Here is a 26,643-nt window from a genome sequence, read left to right as displayed (position 1 = left end):
AGCTCTCCTCCTCGGTCATCTTACATGTTTTTAATCAATTCATCCGCGAACTCTGAACATTTCACTTCTGTCGCTCCGTCCATGAGACGTGCGAAGTCGTATGTGACAACTTTCGAAGCGATCGTTTTCTCCATTGAGTTGATGATGAGGTCAGCCGCTTCGTTCCAGTTCATGTGGCGGAGCATCATCTCACCTGAAAGGATGACTGAAGATGGGTTTACTTTATCAAGACCCGCGTATTTCGGAGCTGTACCATGTGTCGCTTCGAAAATCGCATGTCCTGTGATGTAGTTAATGTTCGCACCAGGTGCAATCCCGATTCCACCTACTTGAGCAGCAAGGGCATCTGAGATGTAGTCACCGTTCAAGTTCATCGTCGCAACAACGTCGAACTCACGTGGACGAGTCAAAATCTGCTGGAGGAAGATATCAGCGATTGAATCTTTGACGATAATTTTCCCTTCAGCTTCCGCTTTCGACTGAGCTTCGTTAGCAGCTGCTTCACCAGATTCTTCTTTGATACGGTCATACTGTGCCCATGTGAACACTTTGTCACCGTACTCCGCTTCAGCGAGTGCATAACCCCAGTTTTTGAAGGCGCCTTCTGTGAACTTCATGATGTTCCCTTTGTGGACGAGCGTTAAAGATTTACGGTTGTTCGCAATCGCATATTCAATTGCTGCACGAACCAAACGTTCTGTTCCTTCAGAAGAAACTGGCTTGATTCCGATTCCTGATGTTTCTGGGAAACGGATCTTGTTGACATTCATCTCGTCTTGCAAGAATTTGATGAGTTTTTTCACTTCATCGCTTCCTGAAGCGTACTCGATTCCAGCATAGATATCTTCAGTGTTTTCACGGAAGATGACCATATCTGTATCTTCAGGACGTTTTACTGGTGAAGGAACACCTGTGAAGTAACGAACTGGGCGAAGGCATGTATATAAATCGAGTTCTTGACGAAGTGCGACGTTCAATGAACGAATTCCTCCACCGACCGGAGTCGTAAGTGGTCCTTTGATGGCAATCAAGTACTCACGAATTTGATCAAGTGTCTCTGTTGGGAGCCATTCGCCTTTTTCGTTATATGCTTTTTCCCCAGCATATACTTCCATCCATTCGATTTTCTTGTCGCCGCCATATGCTTTTTCAACCGCAGCGTCAAATACGCGAACAGCCGCATTCCAAATGTCAGGACCTGTTCCGTCACCGATAATGAATGGTACGGTCGGTACATTTGGTACGTTCAATACACCGTTTTCAACTGTAATCTTTTGTCCTTGTGTCAACATAATGAATCCCCCTAAGTACATTACTGTAGGTCGACGCGTGCGCCGACCTACGTCACTTGTTAGTTTACCAAACTTTTGTCTAAAATGTGTCTCGAATTAACGTTCGTTTACCGGAACATACTTACGGCTCGTTTCACCAACATATTCCGCACGTGGACGAATCAAGCGATTATCCGCATATTGCTCGAGAATGTGCGCAATCCAGCCAGACATACGAGATACGGCGAAGATTGGTGTGAATAGATCTTCTTCGAGACCGAGCGCATAATAAGTTGAAGCTGAATAGAAATCGACATTTGGTTTCAAACCTTTTTCCGTTTCGACAAGATGGTCGATTTTCTCAGACATCTCATACCATTTCGGTTCGCCGATTTGAGCAGTCAACTGACGGCTCATTTCTTTCAAATGTTTCGCACGTGGGTCGCCATCCTTGTAAACGCGGTGACCGAAGCCCATGATCTTCTCTTTGCGCTCGAATTTGCCACGAACATATTCTTCAACACGGTCGACCGAGTCGATCTCGTGCAACATTTTCATTACCGCTTCGTTCGCACCACCGTGAAGTGGCCCTTTGAGTGCCCCCATGGCCGCCGTGACACCTGAGTACATATCCGAGAGCGTCGCTACACAAACGCGAGCAGTGAATGTCGAAGCATTCAACTCGTGGTCTGCGTGTAAGATGAGCGCTTTATCAATCGTCTTTTCTGCTACATCGCTCGGCTCTTCACCGTTTAGCATGTATAAGAAGTTCGCAGCGTAAGAAAGACCTGGTTTCGGTGCGACCGGCTGCTCCCCTTTACGAAGACGAGCGAATGCCGTCACGATTGTAGCGACTTGTGCTTGTAGGCGAATCGCTTTACGCATGTTGGCCTCGTCACTCATGTCTTCAGATTCCTCATCATATAGAGCGAGTTGTGAAAGTGCTGTACGAATCGTCGCCATTGCATTGGCTGATTTCGGTGCACGTCTTAACGTATCAATCACCTCTTCAGGCAATGTCGCTTCTTTTACAAGCGCATCTGAGAGCGCTGTCAATTCCTCTGCATTTGGTAAGCGGTCGTTCCACAATAAGAACACTACTTCTTCGAATGTGGCGTTGTCCGCTAAATCATCAATGGTGTATCCTCCGTAAGTCAATTGTCCGTCAATAATTGAGCTGACTTTTGAGGCTGCTGCCACAATACCTTCTAACCCTTTTGTCGTTGACATTCATAACTCCCCCTCAGTCTTGTATAAAGTGGTCGACCGTAAAAACAGTCTGTTTATAGGGAATAAGGATACGGGACGGGTTGTTCCCCTGCATTCACCCAGTCTCCGTTTACCCTGTCCTTTATATAGTATAAACAATTTATTGCAAAAAAGAAATGTAAGCGGCTTCAGTTGTCAGAAAATATCAAAACCATTTTTCAATAACTTGATATCCACCTAAAATCAATGCCGCGATACCAGCTCCGACAAGCGGTCCAACGGGAATCCCTTTCATGAATCCAACCGCTAGAATCGTACCTGCGAGGAGTGCCGTGGTGACGACCGGGTCGACACGCATCAGTTGTACGCCTTGCCCCGCAGCAATGGCAACGAACATCCCTGAGGCAAATGCGACAATCCCGACCGGCCCTTTAATACTATTCCACAATTCTTTAAACCCGATATCGCCGGTCGCGATCGGGACGAGAACTGCGATCGTAATGATTGTCACACCCCAGCTGATTCCTTTCGATGCAAGTGTCGGAAATAACTGGTCTCCGAATCCGATTGCTTTGATGATCAACAAGACGCTACTTGCGATAATGACAGATTGGTTATTTGAAATGACACCGATTAAGACAAGCATCAATAAAAATAGATATGCACTCATACGTATTCCTTTCTTCGAACGGAAAAAGAACCGACCTTTGTAGAAGGCCGGTTCGATTGTCGTTCAATTATGCGTTGTAGATTTTACCTGTGAGTGGGTCGATTGAAATCATCTGACCGTCACGAAGCGATGCTGTCGCTGCATCAACACCTACGATGACTGGCTTGCGAAGTGATGGTCCAACGATCCCAGCATGGCTCGTCAATCCGCCGTCTTCTGTGATGATTCCAGCCGCTTTTTCGATCGCAGGCATCATTTCTTTATCTGTGAATGGTGCGACAAGGATCATGCCGTCTTTCGCTTTTGCATTTGCTTCATCCGCATTTTTCGCGACAACGACTTCTCCAACAACACCGCGCTCACCGATTCCACGCCCGTCTGCGAGAGCGTGACCAACGATGTGGACTTTCATCATGTTTGTCGTACCAGCTGTCGCCGCAGGAATACCAGCTGAGATGACAACGAGGTCACCGTCAGTGACGAATCCAGCGTGACGTGCCGCTTCCGATGCTTGAACCAACATTTCATCCGTGTTGTTCGGCATTGTTTCAGCAACGATTGGGTATACGCCCCATACGAGGTTCAATTGACGCGCAACGCGCTCCGATTCTGTCACCGCGATGATGTTCGCTTCAGGACGATACTTCGCTGTACGAGCAGCCGTATAACCTGATTGTGTCGGTGTCAAGATTGCTTTGGCGTTCAAGTTGATTGCCGTGTGCGCAACCGCTTGAGAGATCGCATCCGTCACTGTGTGCTCACTGCGCTTCTGACGATCTTTCAACAAGTTTTTGTAGTCGAGCATGCGTTCTGTACGCTCTGCGATTGCAGCTTGCATTTGAACAGATTCGATTGGGTAGTCCCCTGCAGCTGTTTCACCAGAAAGCATGACTGCGTCTGTTCCATCCAAGATTGCGTTTGCTACGTCTGATGCTTCCGCGCGTGTCGGACGCGGGTTACGTTGCATTGAATCAAGCATTTGCGTTGCTGTGATGACCGGCTTTCCGAGATCGTTACACTTCTTGATGAGTTCTTTTTGAACTGGTGTCACTTCTTCTGTCGGGATTTCAATTCCGAGGTCCCCACGGGCTACCATCAAACCGTCAGAGATTGCCAAGATTTCTTCGATGTTATCGACACCTTCTTGGTTCTCGATTTTCGGGTAAATCTTGATGTGTGATGCGTTATGTTTCTCGAGAAGTTGGCGAATTTCAACTACGTCAGATGCACGACGTACGAATGATGCTGCAATCACGTCAATGTCTTGTGAGATCCCGAACTCGATGTCCGCGATGTCTTTGTCCGTGAGGGCAGGAAGGTTTACCTTGACGTTTGGCAAGTTAACACCTTTCTTCGTCTTGATGATTCCTTCGTTTTCAATGACGCAACGGAGATCACGGTTATCAAGCTTTTCAACGACACGGAGTCCGATGAGACCGTCGTCGAGCATGATGTGTGAACCGACTTCCACATCATCGTAGAGTCCTTCGTACGTCACAGAGAAACGATCTTTCGTTCCGACGATTTCTTCCGTTGAGACGATTGTGACTTCTTTTCCTTTTTCAAGAAGTGCCTTACCGTCTTCGAATGTATGCGTGCGGATCTCTGGACCTTTTGTGTCGAGAAGAACAGTGACAACTTTACCCGCTGCTTTCGCCGCTTCACGGATGTCACGGATACGAGCGCCGTGCTCTTCATAGTCACCGTGTGAGAAGTTGAGACGGGCAACGTTCATCCCAGCTTCGATCATCTCAGGAAGACGCTTCTCAGAAGCCGGTCCAATGGTACATACAATTTTCGTTCTACGCATAATATAAAAACCTCCTAGGGGATATAGTGCAACTTACAAACAGAAAACGGGGGGCCTTGGACCGTATCCCGTCTCTGCAACATACAAAATCGTTTAAATCGACAATTGGTTAACGAGGTCAATCAATTGCATATCAATCGTGTGCTTGTTATTGTCGAGCGCCTCATCGATATCAAGATCCATCATCTGGTTGTTACGGATTCCGACAACGCGGCCCGCTTTCCCTTCAAGCAAGATCTCAACAGCGTATGCACCCATACGACTTGCAAGGACACGGTCAGCGGCAGTTGGGGAACCACCACGTTGAATGTGACCGAGAATCGTGACACGTGTTTCTGAGTTCGTCTTCTCAGCAATCAATTTGCCGATTTCTTCCGCACTTCCCGCACCTTCAGCAACAATGACGATTGAGTGCTTCTTACCGCGTGCAATCCCGTGATTGATTCGTTCCACGATTGCATTCAAATCCTCTGGACGTTCTGGGACGAGAATCGACTCAGCACCACCAGCGAGACCAGAATAAAGCGCGATATCACCAGCGTCGCGACCCATGACCTCGATGACATACGTACGTTCATGTGATGACGCCGTATCACGAATCTTATCGATCGCATCAAGCGCTGTATTGAGTGCTGTGTCGAAACCGATTGTCGCATCTGTTCCTGGGATATCGTTATCGATTGTACCCGGAAGGCCGATTGTTGGGAATCCGAGTTCAGTCAATTTTTGAGCTCCGCGATAAGAGCCGTCTCCACCGATGACCACGAGGGCATCGATATTGAATTTCTTCAACTGTTCTACTGCTTTTGCGCGACCTTCTTCTGTTCTGAATTCAGGACAGCGCGCAGAGCGAAGGAACGTACCTCCACGTTGAATGATGTCGCCGACTGATCCAAGATTTAATTCGACTAAATCACCTTCGATTAATCCTTGATAGCCGTTATACACGCCGTACACTTCAAGACCTTCAAAAATTGCTTTTCGGGTCACGGCACGGACAGCAGCGTTCATTCCAGGAGCGTCTCCTCCGCTTGTTAATACCGCAATACGTTTTAAATTCACGTCGCTCACCTCTTATGTGTTTTAACGAAATCTGAAAATAAAATACCACGTCTGACCTTTGTTTTACAACACAAGTATGTGAAAAAAATGCATAGGGTATCTTACAAAACAGTCAGTTGATGAATGAATAAAGCTTTATTCAAAGCCATTGTTACCGTTTTCACTCATTAATTGTGCCAATTTGATGATATTTGGTCGCACGTCCTTGAATCAGCTCAGAAGTCGATTGCGCAAGCAACTCGTTCATGTGCTGTAATAAGACAGGTTTCAAGAGTGACGACTGTAGTGACACATCAACGTGTGCCCCCCCATACACTTCTCCTACCACTTCATCGACAATCCCTAGGTTGAATAAATCTTGTGCTGTAATCTTCATCGTCTCTGCCGCACGCTCTGCTTGTTTCGCGTCTTTCCACAATAGTGCCGCTGCACCTTCTGGCGAGATGACTGAGTACGTACTATTTTCAAGCATCAATAGACGGTCGCATACACCAATCCCAAGCGCACCACCTGAACCACCTTCTCCAATGACAACGGAGACGATGGGCACTTTCAGCGTCGCCATCTCAAACAAGTTACGGGCAATCGCTTCACTTTGCCCTCTCTCTTCTGCGGCTTTCCCCGGATAAGCCCCTTTCGTGTCAATGAATGTCAAAATAGGACGGTTGAACTTTTCGGCTTGTTTCATGAAACGCAATGCTTTTCGATAGCCCTCCGGGTGCGGCATACCAAAGTTCCGTTTCATGTTCTCTTTCGTGTTTCGCCCACGCTGATGTCCGATAATCGTCACCGGCACTCCTTCAAACGTCGCAAGTCCAGATACAATTGCCGCATCGTCATACCCATGTCGGTCCCCATGGAGTTCCATGAAGTCAGGGAATAAATGCTGGATATAATCGAGCGTTGTCGGTCGCTTCGGGTTTCGCGCCAACTGTACGCGATCCCACGGTTTCATATTCCCATAAATATCTTTTTCTAATCGGTCGAGCTTTAACTCGAGATGACGAATCTCCCGGGATAAATCAATCCCTTTCGTCTCAGCCGTCTCCCGTAATTTATTCAGCTGTTCAGTGACTTCTTTGATTGGGTCAAACATGACGGACACCCCCATCGTGTAATTCAATCATCCTCTTCAAGAACGAACGCATCTGTTCACGATGAATGACCGCATCCAGCTGCCCTGACTCAAGTAAAAACTCAGCAGTTTGAAAGTTCTCTGGAAGTTTTTCCCGAATCGTCTGTTCGATGATTCGTCGTCCTGCAAACCCGATGAGCGCTCCCGGCTCTGCGACGTTCAAGTCGCCGAGCATCGCAAAGCTCGCTGACACACCACCTGTCGTCGGATGAGTCAAATACGCGATGTACAGCAATCCTGCTTCGTCATGTTCTTTTAGAGCGATGGACGTATTGGCCATCTGCATCAAACTGACCATTCCTTCTTGCATCCGAGCCCCACCTGATGCTGTGAACAAGACGACTGGAAGCCCGTGTGATGTGGCGTTTCGGACAGCCGAAGCAATCGCTTCTCCAACGTATGCACCCATCGACCCCATACGGAATCTCGCATCCATCACACAGACAACGAGTGGTAGTCCGTCGATTGTCGCCTTTCCACATACGACGGCCTCTTCAATCCCGGTCCGTTCACGATCTTTCGTCAACTTTTCCTCATAGTCAGGGAAGTCGAGTGGATTCGCCTTGACAGACGGTCCCGCAAAGCGTTCGAAAGACCCTTCGTCGACAAGCATATCAATCCGTTCTTGCGCCTGAAGCGGAAAATGATAGCCGCAATCACATACTTTGTGGTTCTCATTCAACTGTTTTGTATAATGCATATATTTACAAGATGGACATTTCGTCATCAATCCCTGTGGTGCGTCAATCTTTGGTTCTCGTTGACGCAATGGCATATATCGTTTCGGTTTCTTGAAAAAAGCAGTCATCGCTTCCCCCTCGTTCATTCCAGCATCCCCATTCCACGCCACGTCTCGACAAATCGTTTCCGTTCCTCGAGCGTATATAAATCCCCAACGTCTAATCCGTCAAAAAAGCGATTGACCTCATTCCAAATTCGAATGAACAGTTCATTCTTCAACTGAAAGATAAGTTGCTGGCGAAACGTTCGATCATCATCGATCACCGTTTCTAATAGAGCCAGTCGTTCCTTAGTCGGTTCAATTTCTGAAAACGCCATGCGCTCCAATAGTCTAAGCATCTCAATAATATCGGTCGCTTTCGTCTGTTTGGTCACAATGAACTCCGACAATATCTCAATGTACCGATGTCGGTCTTGTTCACACAAAAAAGTACCACCACCATGTCTCGTTTCCACGATGCCTAAAAAGCTCAACGCTCGTAACGCTTCGCGAACCGAAGCGCGACTAATGGACAGCGTTTCGGCGAGCTCTCGTTCGGATGGAAGCCGATCACCTGGAACTAAAGACGATTGGACAATTAATTTTCTAATCTTTGAAATGTTTCCGTGAAATGAGGATGCGTGTTTTTCATGCATCTGACCGTTCAACTCCCTTTTTTGGATCACCTATCAAACTTAAGTGGTCAGACCAATTAGTGCGATTATATCACTTTTTAGGACTTGGTACTAGTTTCTGGACCAACCATTTTTGTATCGATTCGTTTCAGTACGACATTTTCTTCCCCGAACCGTCTTTTCGCTTCCGCCACATACTCTTCATTCGGATTGATTGAAAAAGCTGAAGCCAGTTGTTTCACTTCCTTCGAATCCGTGAATCGGCATACAACTGGGACATCCCCTTGTGCTCGTTGAATCCAATCTTCCAATTCAGGGAAGCGGTCGAGTGTGAGCCGGATGAATAAGGCTTGCCCGTGTAACGGTCGAACCCGTTCGACAATCAATTGCTTGCGACCATCCCGTTCATTCGAATGGACCTCTAGTAACAAGATGTTACCGGCATAGAGGGACCGTCCAAACTGCGCGAATGTTCGAGGAAACACGACGACCTCGTCTTGCGTCATGCCATCGTCTACCATGAGAACACCCATCCGTTCTTGTTTTTTTGTCATGAACGTACGTACGTCATCTACATATACGACGAGATAACCGTTTGTTCCATTCATGACTTCTTCAATTGTAGACGGTTCGATCCCGATATCCGGAAGTGCCGTCAATGGAGAGTGGACCACCCATGTCCCGAGCGCCTCCCTCTCTTCTTCAGACCAATTCGGTTCTTTCACTTTTTTCTGTTTTAGTCCGAGTGAAGACAGCTCATCCGGTAAAAAATGTGTTCCCGCTTCTTCTCGCAAACGTTCGACTGCTTCAAAGGCATGTGTCCGGTCACCGTGATACATCCGGTCGAGCGCGCCCGCACTAAGTAATCGACGTAATTTCAGTTGGTCTTTATTTTTCCACTCCATGGCTTCTTGAAGCGTTCTGACATCTTTCAACTGCCCGTTCAGTTCAATCAGTCGGTCCACATCCCGTTTGGTCAACCCCTGGACCGCCTTCAACCCGAGCCGGACGCCCGGTCCCTCAAGTGTCGCGTCAGCGTGACCATGTAAGACGTCCGGTGGGTACACCGGAATTTGATCTTTCCGTAACAGTCTGACAAGTTTCGTTGTTTTTTCTGATGTCACCACATGAAAGACACGAGGGAAATGTGCTTTGACGTAAGCCAATCGGTAACTGATCAAACTGTAGGCGACAGCGTGAGAGCGGTTAAATCCGTACCCGGCAAACTTTTCAATCCATGAAAAGATTTGCGCCAAGACGTCCTGGTCTCCCGCTTTTGCTTGTTGCAAAAATCGTTCTCGTTCCCGAGCAATCGTTCCGGTATCCTTTTTGGCAATAGCACGTCTGACCAAATCCGCTTCCGCATAGGAATAGCCTCCGAGTTTACGGAGAAGTTTCATCACCTGTTCTTGATAGACGAGTACACCGTATGTCGGTCTCATGACGTCTTCTACGTCTGGGTGGACTGGTTGGTAAGGCATACCGTGTTTTCGCTTCGCATACGTTTCGATGAATTGCATCGGTCCCGGGCGATAGAGTGACATCGTGACAACGATATCTTCAAACTCAGTCGGTTTCACTTGTCGAAGCGCTTGCTTCATCCCGGTCGATTCAAATTGGAAGATTCCGTCCGTCTCACCTCTCGCAAGCAATCGATACGTCCGAGCATCGTTTAACGGAATTGTTTTCAGAGAGAACAGCGCATCACTTTCTCGAATCAAATCCTCCATCTTTCGCAAGCGACTCAAGTTTCGTAATCCGAGCAAGTCAATTTTCAGAAGCCCGACCTCTTCCAAATCCTTCATATTATATTGGGTCACGTGTTCTTCGAGCTCGGGTTGGAGCGGAGTCACTTCTTCAATCGGTTGACGACTGAGCACCACTCCTGCCGCGTGAACGGAGGATTGACGCGGCAAACCTTCTAGCTGTTTGGCAATCCGTAATAACTGCTGACGCTTTTGGCTACCGGCAAACCACTTCATCTGCTTCTGGCTCGACATCAGTTCATCAAGTCCTCCGGCTTTCACTTGCTTGCTCGCAGCCTGCCCTTCCTCAAGGGTCATCCCGAGCGCTCTCGCAACGTCTCGAATTGCCGCTTTCGCACCGAACGTGGCAAGTGTCCCGATCTGTGCGGCATGCGTATGACCGTATCTTGATAGTACGTAAGAAACCACTTCCTCACGACGTTCATCTTCAAAATCGAGGTCTATGTCTGGCATCGACACACGCTCTGGATTTAAGAATCGTTCGAACAACAACCCGTAATGAACCGGATCGACTTCCGTGATATGGAGGGCAAAACTGACGAGTGAACCTGCTGCCGATCCACGCCCCGGACCTACTTCAATCCCAGATTCTCGAGCAAACCGAACGATGTCTTCCACGATCAAGAAATAGGAAGAAAATCCGGTATTGGCGATGACTTCAAGCTCAAACTTTGCCCGCTCGATGTAAGGTTGTTTCACGAGTTCCATTGCCTTCAACCGCTCACCGACAAGTCGTTTCAGCTTTTGATCGGCATCCGGAATTTCTGGAATCGCCCCTTCCGCACGTGGTAGATGATCCAGCCGAATCAATGCCTCGAATCGATCCAGTTCCGATAATTCTTCCGTTGTGAACCAGTCATTCATTTCACTCGGTAGTCGAACGTGCAATCCTTTTTGTCGGACGTCTTCATTCGACATCACGTCCCCTTCGCGAATGGCAGAAATGGCTCGGAATCCTTCCACATCTTCCGGTCTCATGTATCTCGTTTCAGGGGCCGGAATCAATTGGACAGCAAGCTCTTCGCGCATGAGACGAAGTTGTTTCAACACTTGTACCTGTTCCGTAGTCTGAGGTGCCGGTAGTCCGAGCCACAGCTTCTCTTCATCGACAAACGACAAGAGTTGATGATAAAGGCGACGCCGGTGAACCGGATCACTCGCTTTCCAATTTTCAGGTAATACGATCAGCGGCATCGTTGTCCGTCCTTCAATTCCTCCCGCCTGGATGATACGATATTGTTCCTTAAGCTCCGTTTCGTTAGATGAATACACAATCACGGATACGTCTAACCCATCCAATCGGAGGACCGTTCTCAGTCCGATTAGCGGTTTCACCTCATATCGTTGGCAATATGACAAAAATGTCGGAACCCCATAGAACGCATCGTCTGCGATCGCCACGGAACGACTTCCCCGTTCGGTCATCTGCAAGACATATTGTTCTAACCGGATTGTACTTTGTAGTAAACTATAAGCAGTTCTGACATTCAGATGAATCATCGTTGGCCTCCTTTCTATATTAATGGAATTGTCAAACTCAATTCATCACTTCTCTGATACAATAATTATAGACAAAACTCACGACAATAGGGGGTAAAAGCGTATGATTATCAATCGGGGACAGATTGCACGCGATAAGTTAGAAAAATTACAGCATGGTCAAACAGTGTTTGCCGACAGCCCAGAAATCATCGACCGGCTCCGTAAGTACATTACTGAGTATCAGCTCGACGTCGTCGAGGACGTGACCGAACGAGGTACATGGTTCATCCCAAAGGAAAATGGAGACAAATGAAGAGAGCTGACCTCGGTCAGCTCTCTTCATTTTCTTCAAACGTGAATTCCCCAGCCACTTCATTCAAAGCCGCAATCACGTCATCCATCTCATCCCATGTGTCAATCGTGGCACCAGCCGCCATCGGATGACCTCCCCCACGGTATCGCTTGGCCACTTCATTGATGACAGGACCTTTCGACCGGATGCGCACACGAATCTCTTCTTTGTTTTCCACGAACATGACCCAACATTTCAATCCTTCGAGGCCAGAGAAGCTATTGACGAGTTGCGATGCCGCTTCCGGGGACGCATGGAACGTCCGGAGCACGTCCTTGTCAATCTTCACATAGCCGAGGCCTTCTTCTGTGACATTGACGTGCTGTAACACGTACCCTTGTAACTGAAGAGTCGCTAAGTTGGTCTTATACATGTGTCGGTACAATTTATTCGTATCGATGTCTTTCGCGATCAGCGTCGAAGCAATCTCAAACGTTCGGGCCGTAGCATTTCGAAACTGGAATCGTCCTGTGTCGCCTACGATGCCGGCATAGAGTAAAAATGCCGCCTCTTGATCGATTGGATATCTCCAAATGTCCGCGAGTTCCACAATCATCTCAGACGTCGAACTGACCGAAGTATCGACAATCTGTGTCATCGCATATGGATCTTCATCGGGATGATGATCGATTTTAATGATAGTCTTCCCTTTTAGCGCAAATGGTCCATCGATTCGCTCTTGATTCGCCGTATCTAATATAAGGACGAGCGCGTCTTGATACATTTCTTCTTCGACATGTTCCATCTTTCCTAAAAACTCGAGGTCTGGAACCATGCCACCGACCACATAGATTTGCTTCTCCGGATGAACCGATTTTAGAATGCGCTGTAAACCAAGCTGGCTCCCCAACGCATCAGGGTCTGGTCGTACGTGGCGGTGAATGAAAATGGTGTCAGCCGCCTCAATTTCTGATTTGATTGTATCCGCTTCCTGCCATTGCGTCATGATGATTCCTCACTTTCCTACACACTATTATGGTATGATGATAACAGATTACGAGATAGAAAGGGGTTCCTTCACTTGCAACTTGTCATGATTGGACTCATTTTGTTCGCGCTCGGTGCGTACCTTGTCTTCAAGCGCCGCGCTTTTTTGACAAAGACGCCAAACCGAAAAGCGTTGTTCAACACGCAAGCGTTGATCTGGTTAAGTTTATTCCTCGCATTGTTCGCTGCGAACCAAATGGTCGGGGGATTCGGTCTGAATTCATCTGTCGGTTGGATTGTCAGCATCGTCATGTTAGTCGTCGGTTTAGGGAATGCTGTTGTCGGATTTATCCGTTACCGCAAAATTTACCCTCTCGCCGCAGAAGAACCGACGAATACGCCATCATGAAAAAGAGCACCTGCTACGCGCTGTAGCAGGTGCTCTTTTTATTACCGATCGATGAGTTGTGCCGTGACGAGCGCTTTGGCGACAAGTTGTGTCCCTTGCGTCATCTCCACATCCACTTTCCCGAACTTCCGACCGAGGTCGAAGACATGGGCCGACACTCGAATCTGACTTTCAATTTGAATCGGCTTCATGAAATAGACGGTGATATTCTCAACCACGAGATCGCCTTTCTTCATATGACGTAGACTTCGCGTCGCCCCCTCGACCAACAAGGTCGTCAACACGCCAGATGAGGCGGTCCCCATATGACTCGTCATCTGTGGGGCCACTTCAACCGTGAAGGCCGTCCCGTTCGATGCAGGATCTTCTTTCAGCTGGTTCGTGATCATGTTATCGAACGTCTCACCGACTTGCGGTTGTCGATTCGCCAGTTGCAACGCCTTCAGCACATCTTGGCGGCTAATAATCCCAAGCAGACGTCCGTAGTTATCAACGACAGGTAACATCTCGATCCCTTCCCACACCATCTGGTGCGCGGCATTGGTGACACTCGTTTGTACGCCTACTGTAATCGGACTTTTCGTCATGACCTTCTCAATATCATAGTCGTGTGATTTATCAATGACATCCTTTGCCGTGATCACGCCGACCACTTTCATCTGTTCATCGATGACGGGATACCGATTATGTTTCGTCCGTTCATTCAGCTCGTGCCAACGTTTCACTGTGTCATCTGACTTCAGATAGAACGTATCGTGGAGCGGGATGACGATATCTGAGACGAGTAAAATCTCTTTTTTGATTAGACGGTCATAGATGGCTCGGTTGATCATCGTCGCGACGGTAAAACTGTCATAGGATGTAGAAATGACAGGCATATCATACTTATCTGCCATTCGTTTCACTTCATCCGTTGTGTCAAATCCCCCTGTGATCAACACAGCCCCACCTGATTGTAAGACGAGTTCATGCGCTTTCTCGCGGTTCCCGATGATGACGAGTGAGTCGACATCGATATATCGCATCATCGCCTCGAGCTTCATGGCACCGATTACAAATTTCGATAGCGTCTTGTGAAGACCGTTACGTCCGCCCAACACCTGACCATCGACGATATTGACGACTTCGGCGAATGTCAGCTTTTCAATATTTTCTTTATGTTTTCGCTTGATCCGAATCGTCCCCACCCGTTCAATGGTTGATACGAAACCTAGGTTCTCAGCTTCTTTGATGGCCCGATAAGCCGTACCTTCTGATACAGCCAACTCTTTGGCGATTTGGCGGACCGAAATTTTTGACCCTACATCGAGTGACTCGATATGTGCTATGATCTGTTCATGTTTTGTGGTCATACGCGGAGTCCCTTCTCTCAATACATTTTCTACTCTATTTAGTATACTGTATCAGTCGAACTAGTTCAAACTGTACCAATCCAATTGCAACATTTCCTTTCTGTTTTCGAAACAGCTATAATAGACGAGTAGTCAACGTAAGAGGTAGAAGGGAAGGGATTCAACTTGAATCAACGCACCAATCAAATTGCACAATCTCTAGCGACAAAAGGGTTAGATGCAGCATTCATCACGTCGAAAGCATCCGTGTTTTATTTCTCGGGAGTATACGCGGAAGCGCACGAGCGATTGATCGCCATTTTAGTTTTGAAGAACGGCACAACTGCCATCATCTGCCCAGCACTTGAAAAAGGGATTGTCGAAGCGAGTGACTGGTCAGGTGAAATCGTGACGTATATGGACCATGAAAACCCATGGGACAAAATCGTCAAGTTATTCCTCGATAACCAAATCGTTCCTGAACGAATCGGAATCGAAGGGGAGCATTTGACATTCAACCGAGTCGAGCAGCTTCGCGCCGGTTTTGCCGGTCTGTCAATTATCGATTTGACAGACGAGCTCCAAACGTTACGTATGATCAAATCACCGGATGAAGTCCGGATCATGAAGCGGGCCGCCGAGTTGGCAGATATGGCCATCGAAGCCGGGATCCGCTCCCTCCGTGAAGGCGTGACAGAACTCGAGGTCATCGCGGATATTGAATACGCCATGAAACAGCAAGGCGTCCGTGAAATGTCGTTCGACACGCTCGTCTTGTTTGGTGAGAACAGTGCCGACCCTCACGGTGTCCCAGGCAACAACCGCTTGAAAAAAGGAGATTTTGCCTTGTTCGACCTCGGTGTCGTCTGGCAGGGATACTGTTCAGACATCACGCGGACGGTTGTCTTCGGTGAGGCGAGTCGCAAACAACGTGAGATTTACGAAACGGTTCTCCAGGCTGAGGAAGCCGCAATCGAGATGGCGAACGTCGGTACGACACTCGGCGCAATCGATATCGCGGCACGACAAGTCATCACGTCTGCAGGATATGGTGAATACTTCACTCATCGAATCGGTCACGGAATTGGAATCGAAGTACACGAACACCCCTCGATGGCAGCGAACAATGACATGACCGCCCAAGTCGGGATGACGTTCACAGTCGAACCGGGTATCTATCTACCGGGAGTCGGCGGAGTCCGTATTGAAGACGATCTCGTCATGACAGAAAGTGGTCCCATCACATTGACGAGTTATCCGAAAACACTTCAAGAGATTGAATGACAAAAAGTGCGATCCATTCTCAAGGATCGCACTTTTTTACATATCTTAATAAAACAAGCGCAGCATGACATCCCGTTGCGGTACGTCATAACGTTCCATCTTCTCTAAAAAGGCACGTTTGTCATATGGGACCGCCTTCAGTTCAAGAGCAATCCCGGTTTCTCCTTCAGATAATATGGCAAAGCGAGCCAGGTCATCTTTCGCCACTCCGAGCGCACCAGGATTGACGTAGCGCTTGGTGTCATCTTCAAACAGATGGACAGGATGGTGATGTCCGAATAACACGATTTCTCCTGTATATGCTCCATACAGTCGCTGCATATTTTCCAGTGTCGGTTCGAGAATCTCGTGAAACGGTTCTTCGACAATCGTGGCGTGGCGTCGTTCGGTCGGGATATGATAATGAATGCCGAACACCGTTTCGCCAACCATTTTGACGGACATTGTTCGTGGAAGGGATTCGAGGACATCTGCATATCGAGTCTCTAGATGACGCGCAACCCACTCATGGTGGGGGCGCGTATGAGCATAACTTTCTGGATGACCGTGTCCAGCCAAAAGGGAAAGGACCGCTTCATCATGATTCCCAGAAATCATATGCGTTCCCCGGTCTAACAAACGCTCCATGACCGCATTAGAGTCCGGTCCCATTGCAATCATGTCACCGAGTGACCAGATGACGTCGACCCGCTCCGCATCCATGACTTGAAGTGCAGCCTCCAACGCCTCGAGATTTCCATGAACGTCCGTGACCACTCCAATCTTCATCGCGTTCCCCTCACTTTCGGTATTGATGGACGACGTTGACGCCGCCTGTCACATCGATGATGGCACCTGTGATCATGTCCGAGTCTTCTTGTAATAAGAACGAAATCAAACGCGCGATATCTTCTCCTGTCCCGTGGCGACCGACCGGAGTTCCTTCATCCACTTCCGCTTCATCAATGCGCATCTCCTTTTGAGAGCCGACGATATTGCCCGGATTGACCATGTTCGCCGTAATCCCGAACGGGGCCTCTTCTAGCGCGACCGATTTTGTCAAACTGACGAGTCCCGTCTTTGCAGCGGCAAACGCAGAACGATGGATCCAGCCAGGGGCCGTCCCACTTTCCGGAAACCCATACGAGATGATGCGTCCAAATCGATTTGAGCGCATGGAAGGAATCGCACGACGCATCAACCAAAATGAGGCGGACAGGTTGCCCGTGAGTACTTCGTCCCACTCTTCGTCTGTCAATTCGACGAGCGGTTTCCGCTCAAAGATATATGGACCTGCATTTAAAATCAAGGCGTTCGGTTCACCAAAACGTTCGACCGCTTCCTCATAGGCTGAGAGCAGTTGTTCGCGGTCCGTCAATCCGGCCTCGATCATATGTATCCGTTCATCTTCCCAGTCAATCGGATTCCGTTGCAAAATGCTGACGTGCCACCCATCTTGTAACAGACGCTCCGTCACTACGCGTCCGATCCCTTTGGCACCAGATGTAATCATTACATGTTTCATCGCCCTACCTCCTCCGCCTTATTTTACCCGTTCTTTCACACGAATTCCAAACTTGGACATGTCGTGAACATCGGCATGAAAAAATTCACGCATTTTCATGGCGAAAAAGCGTGAAAACTGAAAGAAGTGGTATACTATATATGTAAGCCGAACGTATATTTCGAGCGAAAGGTTGGGATTTACATGGCAATTGTATACAAACACATTTTATCTGCCGTTGACGGCTCTAAAGAGGCAGAACGTGCATTTGAAACAGCAATCGATGTCGCGATTCGTAACGAAGGAAAACTGTACGTTGGTCATGTGATTGATACGCGTACGTTTGCGACTGTAGAAGCCTACGACCGCACAATCACAGAGCGTGCCGAGACATATGCGAAAGAGTTGCTTGAAGACTATGTCAATCGCGCGAAAGAGCGTGGCGTAAAAGAAGTCGAAACGGTGATTGAATACGGTTCCCCGAAAGTGACGATTGCGAAAAAGATTGCACCTAACCATGATATTGATCTTATTATTTGTGGTGCGACAGGTTTAAACGCCGTTGAACGGTTCTTTATCGGAAGCGTTTCTGAAAGCATCGTCCGTTATGCGAAATGTGACGTCCTTATCGTTCGTCAATAATCACCCATCCATCAAAAAGGGTCTTGCGCAATCGCAAGACCCTTTTCCTATGCATTATAACACCTTGACTGTAACCGTTTTACGACCAAATTGAATCGCTGCATTTTGCGAATACATTAAGATGTCAATTTTATTTCCTTTGATGGCGCCACCAGTGTCAGCTGCCGTGTAGGTACCCATCGACTTGCCCCCTACGAATACTTGTACTTTCGTTCCGAGTGGAATGACGCGCGGGTCTACCGCGACTACATTTCGCTTTTGGGTACGAACGTTCCATCCAAGTGCTGTCTTACCTGAACATCCCTTGCAGTACGGTGTATATGCGGACGCTTTCATCGTATACGTCTTCACGCTTGCTGGTTTGAGCGGTTTAGGAGCACTTACAGTACGTAAGTTCTTTGTAGGAACCCATCCGGCCTTCCCTTTATAGTTCACGCGAATCCAAGCACCTCGAGAACCTGTACGTTGAAGACGATCACTCGCCGTCATCTTCCCAATCACTCGTGCATTTGATTTCCCTTCTGCATAGACCATCTTCGAACCTGACTTTGTTGCAACATATACTTTTTTCGTAGCTGCTTCTACTGGTGAAGTCGGTAGAGCAAATGCAAATACGGCGATGGCGAGAAGTAAGAGCGTCATGATTTTTTTCAACATACGTTTATTCGTCCTCTCTTCGTCAATTTGGTTTCATTTCATTTCATATCATCATCTATCGAACGAGTGCCTTGTCACTCCAATTGAATATTTCGTCCAGATAACTATATGACGAAACATCAGTCAGTGCCGTTACACTTCCTGTTCATTTGAGTGACACGAACATTACAAATCGATGTCAAAATTAACGGTTTATCGCGTTAGATTGACATTTAAATCGAATACGAGATATTTTTATAAATTAAAATCCAATATATGGTTCATTCATGACATAAACATTGCAAAACGATGTAAATGAAACGCCTAATGTTACAAAGGAGAAAACATTTGTCCTACTTACAATTCTTCACATTAGTAAAAAAGACTCATAAAAAAACCCACGTTACACGAAGTAACGTGGGTTCGTTTCGTATTATGCGTGTGCTTCGACAAGGTTTGCAACGCGTACCGTGTCGCGCGCGATGACCAATTCTTCGTTCGTCGGGATGATGATGACTTTAACTGGTGAGTGCGGATAGTTGATAAACAACTCTTTTCCGCGAGCACCGTTGTTAAGTGAAGGATCCCAGTAGACACCCATGAATTCAAGACCGCGAAGGATGCGTTCACGGATGACGTCCGAGTTCTCACCGACGCCCGCTGTGAAGATGATGGCGTCGACACCATTCATTTCAGCCGCATATTGACCGATGTAACCGTGAATACGGTTCGAGAAGATTTTCAATGAAACTTCTGCACGATGGTTGCCTTCTGCAGCCGCTTGCTCGATGTCACGCAAGTCACTTGAGATACCAGAAAGACCGTACACGCCAGACTCTTTGTTCATGACGTTCAATACATCTTCAGCAGACTTCCCTGTTTTTTGCATCAAGAACGGGATGAGGGCCGGGTCCAAAGAACCTGAGCGCGTTCCCATCGTGATTCCTTCGAGTGGTGTGAAGCCCATCGTTGTATCGATTGAGCGACCACCTGCTACTGCAGCGATCGATGCACCGCTACCGAGGTGACATGAAATCAAACGCAAGTCTTCTAGCGGACGACCGAGAAGTTCTGCCGCACGCTGTGTGACATACTTGTGGCTCGTTCCGTGGAAGCCGTATTTACGTACACCATGTTCTGTATAGTATTCATAAGGAAGACTGTACAAGAAATTCTCTTCAGGCATTGACTGGTGGAACGCTGTATCGAATACCGCTATTTGTGGGACATTAGGCAAAATTGCCTGGAATGCACGAATACCTGTCAAGTTTGGTGGGATGTGAAGTGGTCCGAGCTCTGTGAACGATTCGATGTTCTTCATGACTTCATCGTCAATGACGACCGAATCCGCATACAACTCTTTTCCGTGTAACACACGGTGACCTACACCAGAAATCTCATCGAATGATTGGATGATATCCAATTCGATCAACTTCTCCAACGTCAATTCAACCGCTTCTTTGTGCGTGTGAAGTGGTGTGACCACGTTGAACTTCTGTCCTTCACCGTACTTGATTGTAAAAATCGCATCTTCTTTCCCTACACGCTCTACAAGTCCGACTGCGAGCAACTCTTCCGTTGGCATCTCGAGTAACTGGAACTTGAGCGATGAACTACCCGCATTGACTGCCATAATTTTCGTCATGTCATACACCTCTTACCTTTCGTTTTAAACGCATATCTTTATCTGTTCAATTTAAAACTGATAACTGTATCATAATGAAGATAATTGATTTTGCATACCTTTTTCAAGTATTTTGTCCATTAATTTTGAGTTGTTTTGAACCAATCATCAATCTGTTTCACAACATTGGCTACCGCTCTGACATCAGTGAATGACGGAAGTTCCACAAATAGCGCTTGTTTTGGCCGTGTGACGCCTTCTCCTACTTTTTGAAGGAGCAATAAGCTTTTCGCGTAACGTTCGTCTTTAAACATCGTCGTCGGAAGTTGAATGACCCCTTTCACAACAGCCTCACGGTCCATCCATTGTTTTAATTTCCCTTCGTCATCCTGTTCAAACAAATTGTTCGGGATGACAAATAATCCATGCCCACCTGGTTTCGTATGGCGAATCGCCTGTTCCATCAAGAGGAAATGCGAATAGGCATGTCCTTGTTCTCGTTTCATGTCGTATCCGGCTGCCACTTCATCATTTGGATAATATCCGATTGGCAAGTCAGCAACGGAAAGGTCGCTCGGTTCAACAAACAGAGGAGCAAGGGCGTCTTGATGGAAGTAGGATACTGGTTCTCCTAACAAGTTACTAATGGAATAGGAAAGACGAAGCAACAGTTCATCCACTTCGACCGCTTGCGCTGTCGCATCTTTTAACTGAGAGAGAACGGCGTGCGTCAACGTACCTGTCCCACTACCTAAATCTAGAATCGTCGCGTTTTCCTTAAGTAGCTTCGAAGCTAGATAACCCATAAATAGGCTGACCGCATCCGGTGTCGGTTGATTGTTCGGGGGGAGTTGTGTCGTTTCTTCCAAGACGAGTAAACTCACTGCTTTACGGACATCGTCCATCTTCTCTTTTTCAATGTCAACATGGTCAAATACTTGGACGAGTGCCTCGATCGGTAATACATCCAGATCGTTGACCAGTTTCTTCGCTTCCTTCTTCCAATCACGATAGAGTTGTTCAAAACGTTCCATTTTCGTTCATCCTTTCCATACAAAACCGGCCCCCATGAGAGGACCGGTCGGTTCACGTACTAGTGTAAGCTATTTTAATCAATTTCGCCAAACGAATCAATTCGCTTGTTCGAACGCCTCAAGTGCCGCCGCGAAATCAACTTCATCTGTCATTTCATCCATATATTGTACATATTGGACGACGCCATTCGAATCGACGACGAATACAGAACGCGCAAGGAGACGCATTTCTTCAATTAAAACACCATATGCTTTTGCGAACGAAAGATCGCGGTGGTCCGAGAGGGTGACTACGTTATCTAAACCAGATGCAGAACACCAACGGCGCTGTGCGAACGGCAAATCGTTCGATACAGTCAAGACTGTACCACCGAGTGATGAGGCCTTTTCGTTGAACTCACGCGTTTGTGCATCACATACGCCTGTATCGATTGAAGGAATGACACTGATTAGTTTTTTCCCCGGATAGGTTGCTAACGTCACTTCTTCTAAAGCAGTCGTCAAGACGCGGAAATCAGGAGCTTGATCTCCTACCTTCACTGGATTTCCTTGTAATGTTACGTTGTTCCCTTTAAATGTTGGCATGTACTCATCCCCTTTGTTGTAGTTACTCGTTCATCATATCGATGAACTTGAGCCTTTGACAAACTTCCTGCTTTTGACTCTGTTTCAGTTTTCCCTATATCGGTAGGAAGAAACACGTTATAATAAAGAGGACACCATTGACAAAGGGGATGACTCAGATGAGAAACAACGTCTATTTGTACCATCGTAACGTCAACGAATTCACAAAAGAAGTGAAGAAACTGAGAGAAATCGGGGAAAAACACGGGTTCAACATCGTAAATCAACCGGAGGACGCGAACATCATCGCTGCAGTCGGCGGGGACGGGGCATTTTTACAGGCGGTTCGCTACACAGGCTTTCGTCAAGACGCCATCTACGTTGGCTTCGGTCGTGGATTGAACGAGTTTTATTGTGATTTCGACATACATAAACTCGATGAAGTCGACCGCCTCTTCTCGGACAACTCGATGCGAATCGAAGAAGGTCTCGAAGTCCGGAAGTATCCACTTCTTTCAGCATCGATCAACGAATCGACACCGCTCCTCTGTTTAAATGAGGCTTCGATTAAATCAAGTATTATCAAATCACTCGCCATCGAGGTCTATATCGACGATTTACATTTCGAAACATTCCGTGGGGACGGAATGGTTGTATCGACGCCGACGGGATCGACTGCTTATAACAAATCTCTCAGCGGTGCGGTCGTCGACCCACTCATCCCATGTATGCAAGTGAGTGAGATCGCTTCGGTCAACAACAATCGCTATCGCACACTCGGCTCATCCTTTATCGTTCATGATTCGCGTAAGTTGTCACTCCGCATCGTCGAAGACGGCAACGACTACCCGATTATTGGGATGGATAACGAGGCGCTGAGCTTGAAGTACACAGACCGAATCGATATCGAACTCTCGGACAAGGTCATCAAGACTGTCAAGCTTCGGACCAACTCGTTCTGGCATAAAGTGCAACGTTCATTCTTCTGATGTAAAAAAAGAGTTGCTTCATCCCTTTCGGATGAAGCAACTCTTTTTTTACAGCGTGGCTTTTTCTGCTTCGTACACTGGCTGCCCTTCGACGACAGTCATGACAAGACGGTTGTGCAGGATGTCTTCCCCACTCAATTTAAAGAAATCTTCATCCCATACTGTGAAGTTGGCATTGTAGCTTTGAACCAATAGCCCGTTTCTTCCGTGCGTCCCTGTAGCAACATGAGGCGAATACGTGAAGCTGCGAAGAGCTTCATACATCGAAAGACGTTCACTCGGATTTAGCGTGCTCGACCCGTGAAACGATTGTCGCATCACCGCTCCAAACAATCCCTTTCGAACGTCAACAGATGAAATCGGCGCGTCACTTCCTCCTAACACCAATGCCCCTGTATCGAGTAAAGACTTGAATCGATAGACATCATGCACACGCTCATTGCCCAACCGCTCGAACAGCATGTCCATGTCATCCGATAAAAATACCGGCTGTGCATCAATCAAAACAGGCAATGATTTGATTCGGTTGATCAATGAGTCATTCAATAATGAGGCATGGATAATTCGATCTCGTGTCCCTTTTCTGGCAGGGTACTTCTCAAGCAGGCCGACAAATTGCTCGACCGCCGCATCACCGATCACATGCGCTGCCACATTCATACCGTATGTTCGTGCTTTTTTCACGAGTGCCTCGAGATGATCTGGTCGATGTACTTCAATTCCTCGTTGACTCCGATCATCCGCATACGGTGCAGATAACAGAGCGGTGCGTCCACCGAACGAACCGTCGACAAAGAGTTTCATCGCACCGAAGTCAAACCGCTTCCGACGCGTCATCGCATCTTGCTGGATGACACGATCCACCACCTGTTCGTGGACGAGAAGGTGTGCTTGAAACGGAACTTCGTCCAGTACATCTTCGTACGCTTGAATCGTTTCGAGCGGATCTCCATGATAGAACAAGTCTTCCGTATGGGCACCAACGATTCCATGTGCGAATAATGAATCGATTGCCCGGCGAAGAGAAGCGGCATTTTTCTTACGATTCCCACTCAATTCTTTATATAAGAGATCTAGTGCAGCATCATATAGGACGCCATTCAATTTACCTTCTTCACCTCGCCCAAGTTTTCCACCTTCGATCACCGTATGGTGGATCAGTCCAAGTCGTTCAAGTCCTTTCGAGTTCACGACGGCTACGTGACGACAGACACGCTTCAACACGACAGGACGGTCGTCAATCACTTCATCAATCATCTCGCGTGTCGGCATGTCACCGAGCAGACGATCATCAAACCCTTCTGCGACGATCCAATCGTCGTCCGACCCTCGTTGCTTCATCGTTTCAAGTAATTCTCGAAGATCCGTCGCTTCACTCGCATCGACACGGTCGAGCGCTTCGCCGTATCCGACAAGGTGAATGTGTGAATCGGTAAAGGCCGGATACACACTCTTCCCTTCCAAATTCACAATCTCTTCGATGCGACCGGCATATGTACGTCGGAGATGTCCCTCGTCCCCCATCTTCAAGACGCGTCCATGCTCAATAAACATGGCACGTTCCATCTCACCCGGTTTATTCAATGTGTAGATATTCCCGTTGACCCATAGTGTACCCATCTGACGATTCCTCCTTGATTGAAAAAAGATTGACGTCTACGTTTTTCCCGTTTCCGTCAATCTTCATGCATCGTTTATTTTTTTAGCAATTCCTGCTGTTCTAACCCTTTATCCACACGTTGACGAATTCCATTTGCTCCGTTCTCATCGAATCGACCGAGCACCCGCTCACCGATTTCGACAGCAGTGCCATACTCTCCATGCAAGAACTTGTTTTCCGCAAGCGTCAAGGCGATATGGACCTCGTTGTCACGGCGTCGGAAACGGTTAGCATATTGTAGTAACTGTTCCGCATACGTCACTTGACGAATCAGTGCATGGACACGGTCACGGAAGTTGTCCATCATCTCTTCGACATCATGGCTAAGGCCGACGATATACGTCATGTTGAAGGGTGCTTTGTCAAACTGTTCGTCTAATGACTGGACACCTTTTTGGAGCTGACGTAAGTCGTTTGACAGATCATTCGGAACAACCGGCATCGCACTTTTCGCTAACAGGCGACGATGTCCAGACAGTTCTTTCTTCCACGTTTCTAACTTGTGACGGACCTCAAGTTCTTCTTTACGTAATGAATTCGTATCTTCAATGAAACGCTCATGCATGGCACTGAATTGGTCAAGTGACCGTTTCGCTTCCTGCACTTTGGATTTGATCATACTGAACGGTAACATTTGGGCGACGAGAGCTTGTTCGATATCAAGTACATTCGCCGTGAGCGTCGCCCGTTCACGTTCTAATTGTTCGAACTCTTCTCCGACGCGTGCATTGATCTCATAATTGCTTACAAGTCGAGACATTTCCGTCTGTAAGTGATTCATGATTTCGCTAGATTGCAATTCGCGCTCTTGTATCGTCGCAAATTCTTTTTTCACGTATTGGCGGGCATCAACCTCTGTTCGGAACGCTTCGAATAATTGGTCGATATCCGAACTCAGCTGTTGCATGTCCTCTTCGAAATGATCAAATTCTAAGCGTTCGATTCGAGCCATCAACTCTTCTCGACGATCTTCCGCTTGATCGATTTCTTCCATTAATCCAAGTGGTTCAAGCGCATACCCGTCCATCTGCATTTCTTTATGTCCAGCCCGGAGTTGTTGAAGTTGTTGTTTCAGTTCCACTTGAACCGTACGTACGAATTGCGGAATGATCCGAATCAGTTCACGGATGTGTCCTACTTGATTCGATAAGGCTTGTCCGGTTTCAAATGCTTCAGAAACTTGACCGACCTGCTTTAAGCTGATCATCTCACTGCGTTTCGCCTCGGCAGCGGCAATCTCTTGTTCCACCAATGCATAGGTTGGTCCGAACGCATGGTTTTGTGAATTCAATGTCTTGCGGAACTGATACAACTCTTTCTCATCCTGCTTCACAATGTCCATAAGCGAGGTGTGATGCGTCGTAAATTCATCCATCTCATCGAGCATGGCGTGTACCATCGTCTCGAGCTCTTCAATGAGTTGTTCAGTTGCATTCAAGTCAGCTTTGACTTTCATGAAACGATATTTATCCAAGTCTTCCTCAGCCCGGTATAACGCTTCATCGATTTGACCTGCATGTACACTGACTAACTCATCCCAAGATTGATGCCAACGATCAAACTTTTCTTTTGTTTCCCCTTCCATCGGCCACTGTTTGAATTTCTGGAGTTCGACGGGTATGCTCGCACTGAGCACACTTTGTTTCCTCATATCCAAGTCGTCAATTTTTTGGTAAAAATTCCTTCGAATGAGCATACTCCCCAACATGCCGCCTAAGACGACGACGATGATTCCAATGATTAATCCATAAATTCCGTAATCCATCTTTGTCACAACCTCCAAGCCGCTTTCGTGGACTTATGTACCTTTATATTAAAAAAAGAAGTATTTTATAAGAATAGATATACCTAATCATATTATAGAACCAACGATTTGCATAGGTTTTCCAATGGTTTCAGTGGAGATTGTTCATTTTTTCGGAACTTTCTAACAAGACAAATCTTAAA

At 47.3% G+C, this 26,643-nt stretch carries 24 protein-coding genes; 5 read left to right on the top strand and 19 right to left on the bottom strand.

Annotation, left to right across the window (positions count from 1 at the left end):
• Positions 1-20: 20 nt before the first annotated feature.
• The 9 genes from icd to dnaE all read right to left on the bottom strand — a co-directional run bounded on the left by icd (position 21) and on the right by dnaE (position 11,779).
• Positions 21-1,289 (bottom strand): NADP-dependent isocitrate dehydrogenase, encoded by a 1,269-nt coding sequence (gene icd, locus KNO69_RS04320; protein ID WP_031423152.1) that lies wholly within the window; start codon positions 1,287-1,289, stop codon positions 21-23.
• 99 nt (positions 1,290-1,388) lie between these two features.
• Complete coding sequence (gene citZ / locus KNO69_RS04315; RefSeq protein ID WP_159562532.1) at positions 1,389-2,501, bottom strand: citrate synthase; 1,113 nt, start codon at positions 2,499-2,501, stop codon at positions 1,389-1,391.
• Between the two features lie 184 nt (positions 2,502-2,685).
• Complete coding sequence (locus KNO69_RS04310) at positions 2,686-3,150, bottom strand: DUF441 domain-containing protein (protein WP_012726718.1); 465 nt, start codon at positions 3,148-3,150, stop codon at positions 2,686-2,688.
• 67 nt (positions 3,151-3,217) lie between these two features.
• Entirely contained in the window at positions 3,218-4,960 is a 1,743-nt protein-coding gene (gene pyk, locus KNO69_RS04305; RefSeq protein ID WP_074036515.1) for a pyruvate kinase, read from the bottom strand.
• A 93-nt stretch (positions 4,961-5,053) separates the two neighbouring features.
• On the bottom strand, positions 5,054-6,022 hold the full coding sequence (pfkA, locus tag KNO69_RS04300) for a 6-phosphofructokinase (RefSeq protein WP_012726720.1): 969 nt from the start codon (positions 6,020-6,022) through the stop codon (positions 5,054-5,056).
• Positions 6,023-6,182: 160 nt separating this feature from the next.
• Positions 6,183-7,118 carry an acetyl-CoA carboxylase carboxyltransferase subunit alpha gene (locus KNO69_RS04295; protein ID WP_074036513.1) on the bottom strand — a complete coding sequence of 312 codons (936 nt, stop codon included), beginning with the start codon at positions 7,116-7,118 and terminating at the stop codon, positions 6,183-6,185.
• A complete protein-coding gene (gene accD, locus KNO69_RS04290) occupies positions 7,111-7,965 on the bottom strand; it encodes an acetyl-CoA carboxylase, carboxyltransferase subunit beta (RefSeq protein WP_214817824.1) in 855 nt (284 codons plus the stop codon). Before accD ends, KNO69_RS04295 begins: the two co-directional genes overlap by 8 nt.
• Before the next feature lie 14 nt (positions 7,966-7,979).
• Positions 7,980-8,534, bottom strand: a complete 555-nt coding sequence (locus KNO69_RS04285; RefSeq protein ID WP_214816252.1) for a FadR/GntR family transcriptional regulator — start codon at positions 8,532-8,534, stop codon at positions 7,980-7,982.
• A gap of 77 nt (positions 8,535-8,611) precedes the next feature.
• Positions 8,612-11,779, bottom strand: a complete 3,168-nt coding sequence (gene dnaE, locus KNO69_RS04280; protein ID WP_214816248.1) for a DNA polymerase III subunit alpha — start codon at positions 11,777-11,779, stop codon at positions 8,612-8,614.
• Between the two features lie 103 nt (positions 11,780-11,882).
• Here dnaE and KNO69_RS04275 point away from each other — a divergent pair, with 103 nt between their 5' ends.
• A complete protein-coding gene (locus tag KNO69_RS04275) occupies positions 11,883-12,074 on the top strand; it encodes a YtzJ family protein (protein ID WP_074036509.1) in 192 nt (63 codons plus the stop codon).
• A 16-nt stretch (positions 12,075-12,090) separates the two neighbouring features.
• On the opposite strand, the gene KNO69_RS04270 is transcribed toward KNO69_RS04275, so the two are convergent.
• The gene (locus KNO69_RS04270; protein ID WP_214816245.1) at positions 12,091-13,059 is read right to left on the bottom strand and encodes a DHH family phosphoesterase; all 969 of its coding nucleotides are present in this window, start codon (positions 13,057-13,059) and stop codon (positions 12,091-12,093) included.
• Positions 13,060-13,134: 75 nt separating this feature from the next.
• On the opposite strand from KNO69_RS04270, the gene KNO69_RS04265 reads away from it, so the two are divergent.
• Positions 13,135-13,449, top strand: coding sequence for a YtpI family protein (locus KNO69_RS04265; protein ID WP_074033432.1), 315 nt, complete (start codon positions 13,135-13,137; stop codon positions 13,447-13,449).
• A 41-nt stretch (positions 13,450-13,490) separates the two neighbouring features.
• Here the strand turns inward: KNO69_RS04265 and KNO69_RS04260 are convergent, their stop codons facing one another.
• Complete coding sequence (locus KNO69_RS04260; RefSeq protein ID WP_074036504.1) at positions 13,491-14,801, bottom strand: DRTGG domain-containing protein; 1,311 nt, start codon at positions 14,799-14,801, stop codon at positions 13,491-13,493.
• 165 nt (positions 14,802-14,966) lie between these two features.
• On the opposite strand from KNO69_RS04260, the gene KNO69_RS04255 reads away from it, so the two are divergent.
• Entirely contained in the window at positions 14,967-16,064 is a 1,098-nt protein-coding gene (locus KNO69_RS04255) for a M24 family metallopeptidase (RefSeq protein ID WP_196430906.1), read from the top strand.
• Between the two features lie 45 nt (positions 16,065-16,109).
• On the opposite strand, the gene KNO69_RS04250 is transcribed toward KNO69_RS04255, so the two are convergent.
• Positions 16,110-16,832 carry a metallophosphoesterase family protein gene (locus KNO69_RS04250; RefSeq protein WP_214781561.1) on the bottom strand — a complete coding sequence of 241 codons (723 nt, stop codon included), beginning with the start codon at positions 16,830-16,832 and terminating at the stop codon, positions 16,110-16,112.
• Between the two features lie 10 nt (positions 16,833-16,842).
• Positions 16,843-17,568: an SDR family oxidoreductase gene (locus tag KNO69_RS04245; RefSeq protein ID WP_214816242.1), complete on the bottom strand. Its 726-nt coding sequence runs from the start codon at positions 17,566-17,568 to the stop codon at positions 16,843-16,845.
• Positions 17,569-17,751: 183 nt separating this feature from the next.
• On the opposite strand from KNO69_RS04245, the gene KNO69_RS04240 reads away from it, so the two are divergent.
• Positions 17,752-18,189 carry a universal stress protein gene (locus KNO69_RS04240; RefSeq protein WP_012726732.1) on the top strand — a complete coding sequence of 146 codons (438 nt, stop codon included), beginning with the start codon at positions 17,752-17,754 and terminating at the stop codon, positions 18,187-18,189.
• A 54-nt stretch (positions 18,190-18,243) separates the two neighbouring features.
• Here KNO69_RS04240 and KNO69_RS04235 read toward each other — a convergent pair whose 3' ends face one another.
• From KNO69_RS04235 to tpx, 4 genes are all read right to left on the bottom strand, one after another.
• Entirely contained in the window at positions 18,244-18,846 is a 603-nt protein-coding gene (locus KNO69_RS04235) for a 3D domain-containing protein (RefSeq protein WP_214781565.1), read from the bottom strand.
• A gap of 412 nt (positions 18,847-19,258) precedes the next feature.
• Positions 19,259-20,470 carry an acetate kinase gene (locus KNO69_RS04230; protein ID WP_214816239.1) on the bottom strand — a complete coding sequence of 404 codons (1,212 nt, stop codon included), beginning with the start codon at positions 20,468-20,470 and terminating at the stop codon, positions 19,259-19,261.
• A gap of 119 nt (positions 20,471-20,589) precedes the next feature.
• A complete protein-coding gene (locus tag KNO69_RS04225) occupies positions 20,590-21,483 on the bottom strand; it encodes a class I SAM-dependent methyltransferase (protein WP_214687022.1) in 894 nt (297 codons plus the stop codon).
• A 96-nt stretch (positions 21,484-21,579) separates the two neighbouring features.
• Positions 21,580-22,068 (bottom strand): thiol peroxidase, encoded by a 489-nt coding sequence (gene tpx / locus KNO69_RS04220; protein WP_074036494.1) that lies wholly within the window; start codon positions 22,066-22,068, stop codon positions 21,580-21,582.
• 149 nt (positions 22,069-22,217) lie between these two features.
• Here tpx and KNO69_RS04215 point away from each other — a divergent pair, with 149 nt between their 5' ends.
• Positions 22,218-23,036, top strand: coding sequence for an NAD kinase (locus tag KNO69_RS04215; RefSeq protein WP_078147942.1), 819 nt, complete (start codon positions 22,218-22,220; stop codon positions 23,034-23,036).
• Between the two features lie 48 nt (positions 23,037-23,084).
• Here the strand turns inward: KNO69_RS04215 and KNO69_RS04210 are convergent, their stop codons facing one another.
• Both KNO69_RS04210 and ezrA read right to left on the bottom strand, forming a co-directional pair.
• Positions 23,085-24,656, bottom strand: coding sequence for an amidohydrolase (locus KNO69_RS04210; RefSeq protein WP_214816236.1), 1,572 nt, complete (start codon positions 24,654-24,656; stop codon positions 23,085-23,087).
• Positions 24,657-24,730: 74 nt separating this feature from the next.
• Positions 24,731-26,461, bottom strand: coding sequence for a septation ring formation regulator EzrA (gene ezrA, locus KNO69_RS04205; RefSeq protein WP_214816233.1), 1,731 nt, complete (start codon positions 26,459-26,461; stop codon positions 24,731-24,733).
• Positions 26,462-26,643 lie beyond the last annotated feature (182 nt).

It is taken from the genome of Exiguobacterium sp. s131, from assembly GCF_018617345.1.
Lineage (GTDB): Bacteria > Bacillota > Bacilli > Exiguobacteriales > Exiguobacteriaceae > Exiguobacterium > Exiguobacterium profundum.
Note: the sequence above shows the minus strand (reverse complement) of the source record. Positions and strands in the feature narration are given on the sequence as shown.

Excerpts from the sequence above, each read along its gene's own strand:
- KNO69_RS04250 (WP_214781561.1), bottom strand. The coding sequence starts at position 16,832 with ATGAAGATTGGAGTGGTCACGGACGTTCATGGAAATCTCGAGGCGTTG.
- KNO69_RS04240 (WP_012726732.1), top strand. The coding sequence starts at position 17,752 with ATGGCAATTGTATACAAACACATTTTATCTGCCGTTGACGGCTCTAAA.
- KNO69_RS04310 (WP_012726718.1), bottom strand. The coding sequence starts at position 3,150 with ATGAGTGCATATCTATTTTTATTGATGCTTGTCTTAATCGGTGTCATT.
- citZ (WP_159562532.1), bottom strand. The coding sequence starts at position 2,501 with ATGTCAACGACAAAAGGGTTAGAAGGTATTGTGGCAGCAGCCTCAAAA.
- KNO69_RS04230 (WP_214816239.1), bottom strand. The coding sequence starts at position 20,470 with ATGACGAAAATTATGGCAGTCAATGCGGGTAGTTCATCGCTCAAGTTC.
- ezrA (WP_214816233.1), bottom strand. The coding sequence starts at position 26,461 with ATGGATTACGGAATTTATGGATTAATCATTGGAATCATCGTCGTCGTC.
- KNO69_RS04285 (WP_214816252.1), bottom strand. The coding sequence starts at position 8,534 with ATGCATGAAAAACACGCATCCTCATTTCACGGAAACATTTCAAAGATT.
- KNO69_RS04235 (WP_214781565.1), bottom strand. The coding sequence starts at position 18,846 with ATGTTGAAAAAAATCATGACGCTCTTACTTCTCGCCATCGCCGTATTT.
- pyk (WP_074036515.1), bottom strand. The coding sequence starts at position 4,960 with ATGCGTAGAACGAAAATTGTATGTACCATTGGACCGGCTTCTGAGAAG.
- KNO69_RS04215 (WP_078147942.1), top strand. The coding sequence starts at position 22,218 with ATGACTCAGATGAGAAACAACGTCTATTTGTACCATCGTAACGTCAAC.
- dnaE (WP_214816248.1), bottom strand. The coding sequence starts at position 11,779 with ATGATTCATCTGAATGTCAGAACTGCTTATAGTTTACTACAAAGTACA.
- accD (WP_214817824.1), bottom strand. The coding sequence starts at position 7,965 with ATGACTGCTTTTTTCAAGAAACCGAAACGATATATGCCATTGCGTCAA.
- KNO69_RS04245 (WP_214816242.1), bottom strand. The coding sequence starts at position 17,568 with ATGAAACATGTAATGATTACATCTGGTGCCAAAGGGATCGGACGCGTA.
- KNO69_RS04260 (WP_074036504.1), bottom strand. The coding sequence starts at position 14,801 with ATGACCACAAAACATGAACAGATCATAGCACATATCGAGTCACTCGAT.
- KNO69_RS04275 (WP_074036509.1), top strand. The coding sequence starts at position 11,883 with ATGATTATCAATCGGGGACAGATTGCACGCGATAAGTTAGAAAAATTA.
- KNO69_RS04270 (WP_214816245.1), bottom strand. The coding sequence starts at position 13,059 with ATGACGCAATGGCAGGAAGCGGATACAATCAAATCAGAAATTGAGGCG.
- KNO69_RS04210 (WP_214816236.1), bottom strand. The coding sequence starts at position 24,656 with ATGGGTACACTATGGGTCAACGGGAATATCTACACATTGAATAAACCG.
- tpx (WP_074036494.1), bottom strand. The coding sequence starts at position 22,068 with ATGCCAACATTTAAAGGGAACAACGTAACATTACAAGGAAATCCAGTG.
- KNO69_RS04295 (WP_074036513.1), bottom strand. The coding sequence starts at position 7,118 with ATGTTTGACCCAATCAAAGAAGTCACTGAACAGCTGAATAAATTACGG.
- KNO69_RS04225 (WP_214687022.1), bottom strand. The coding sequence starts at position 21,483 with ATGGAACGTTTTGAACAACTCTATCGTGATTGGAAGAAGGAAGCGAAG.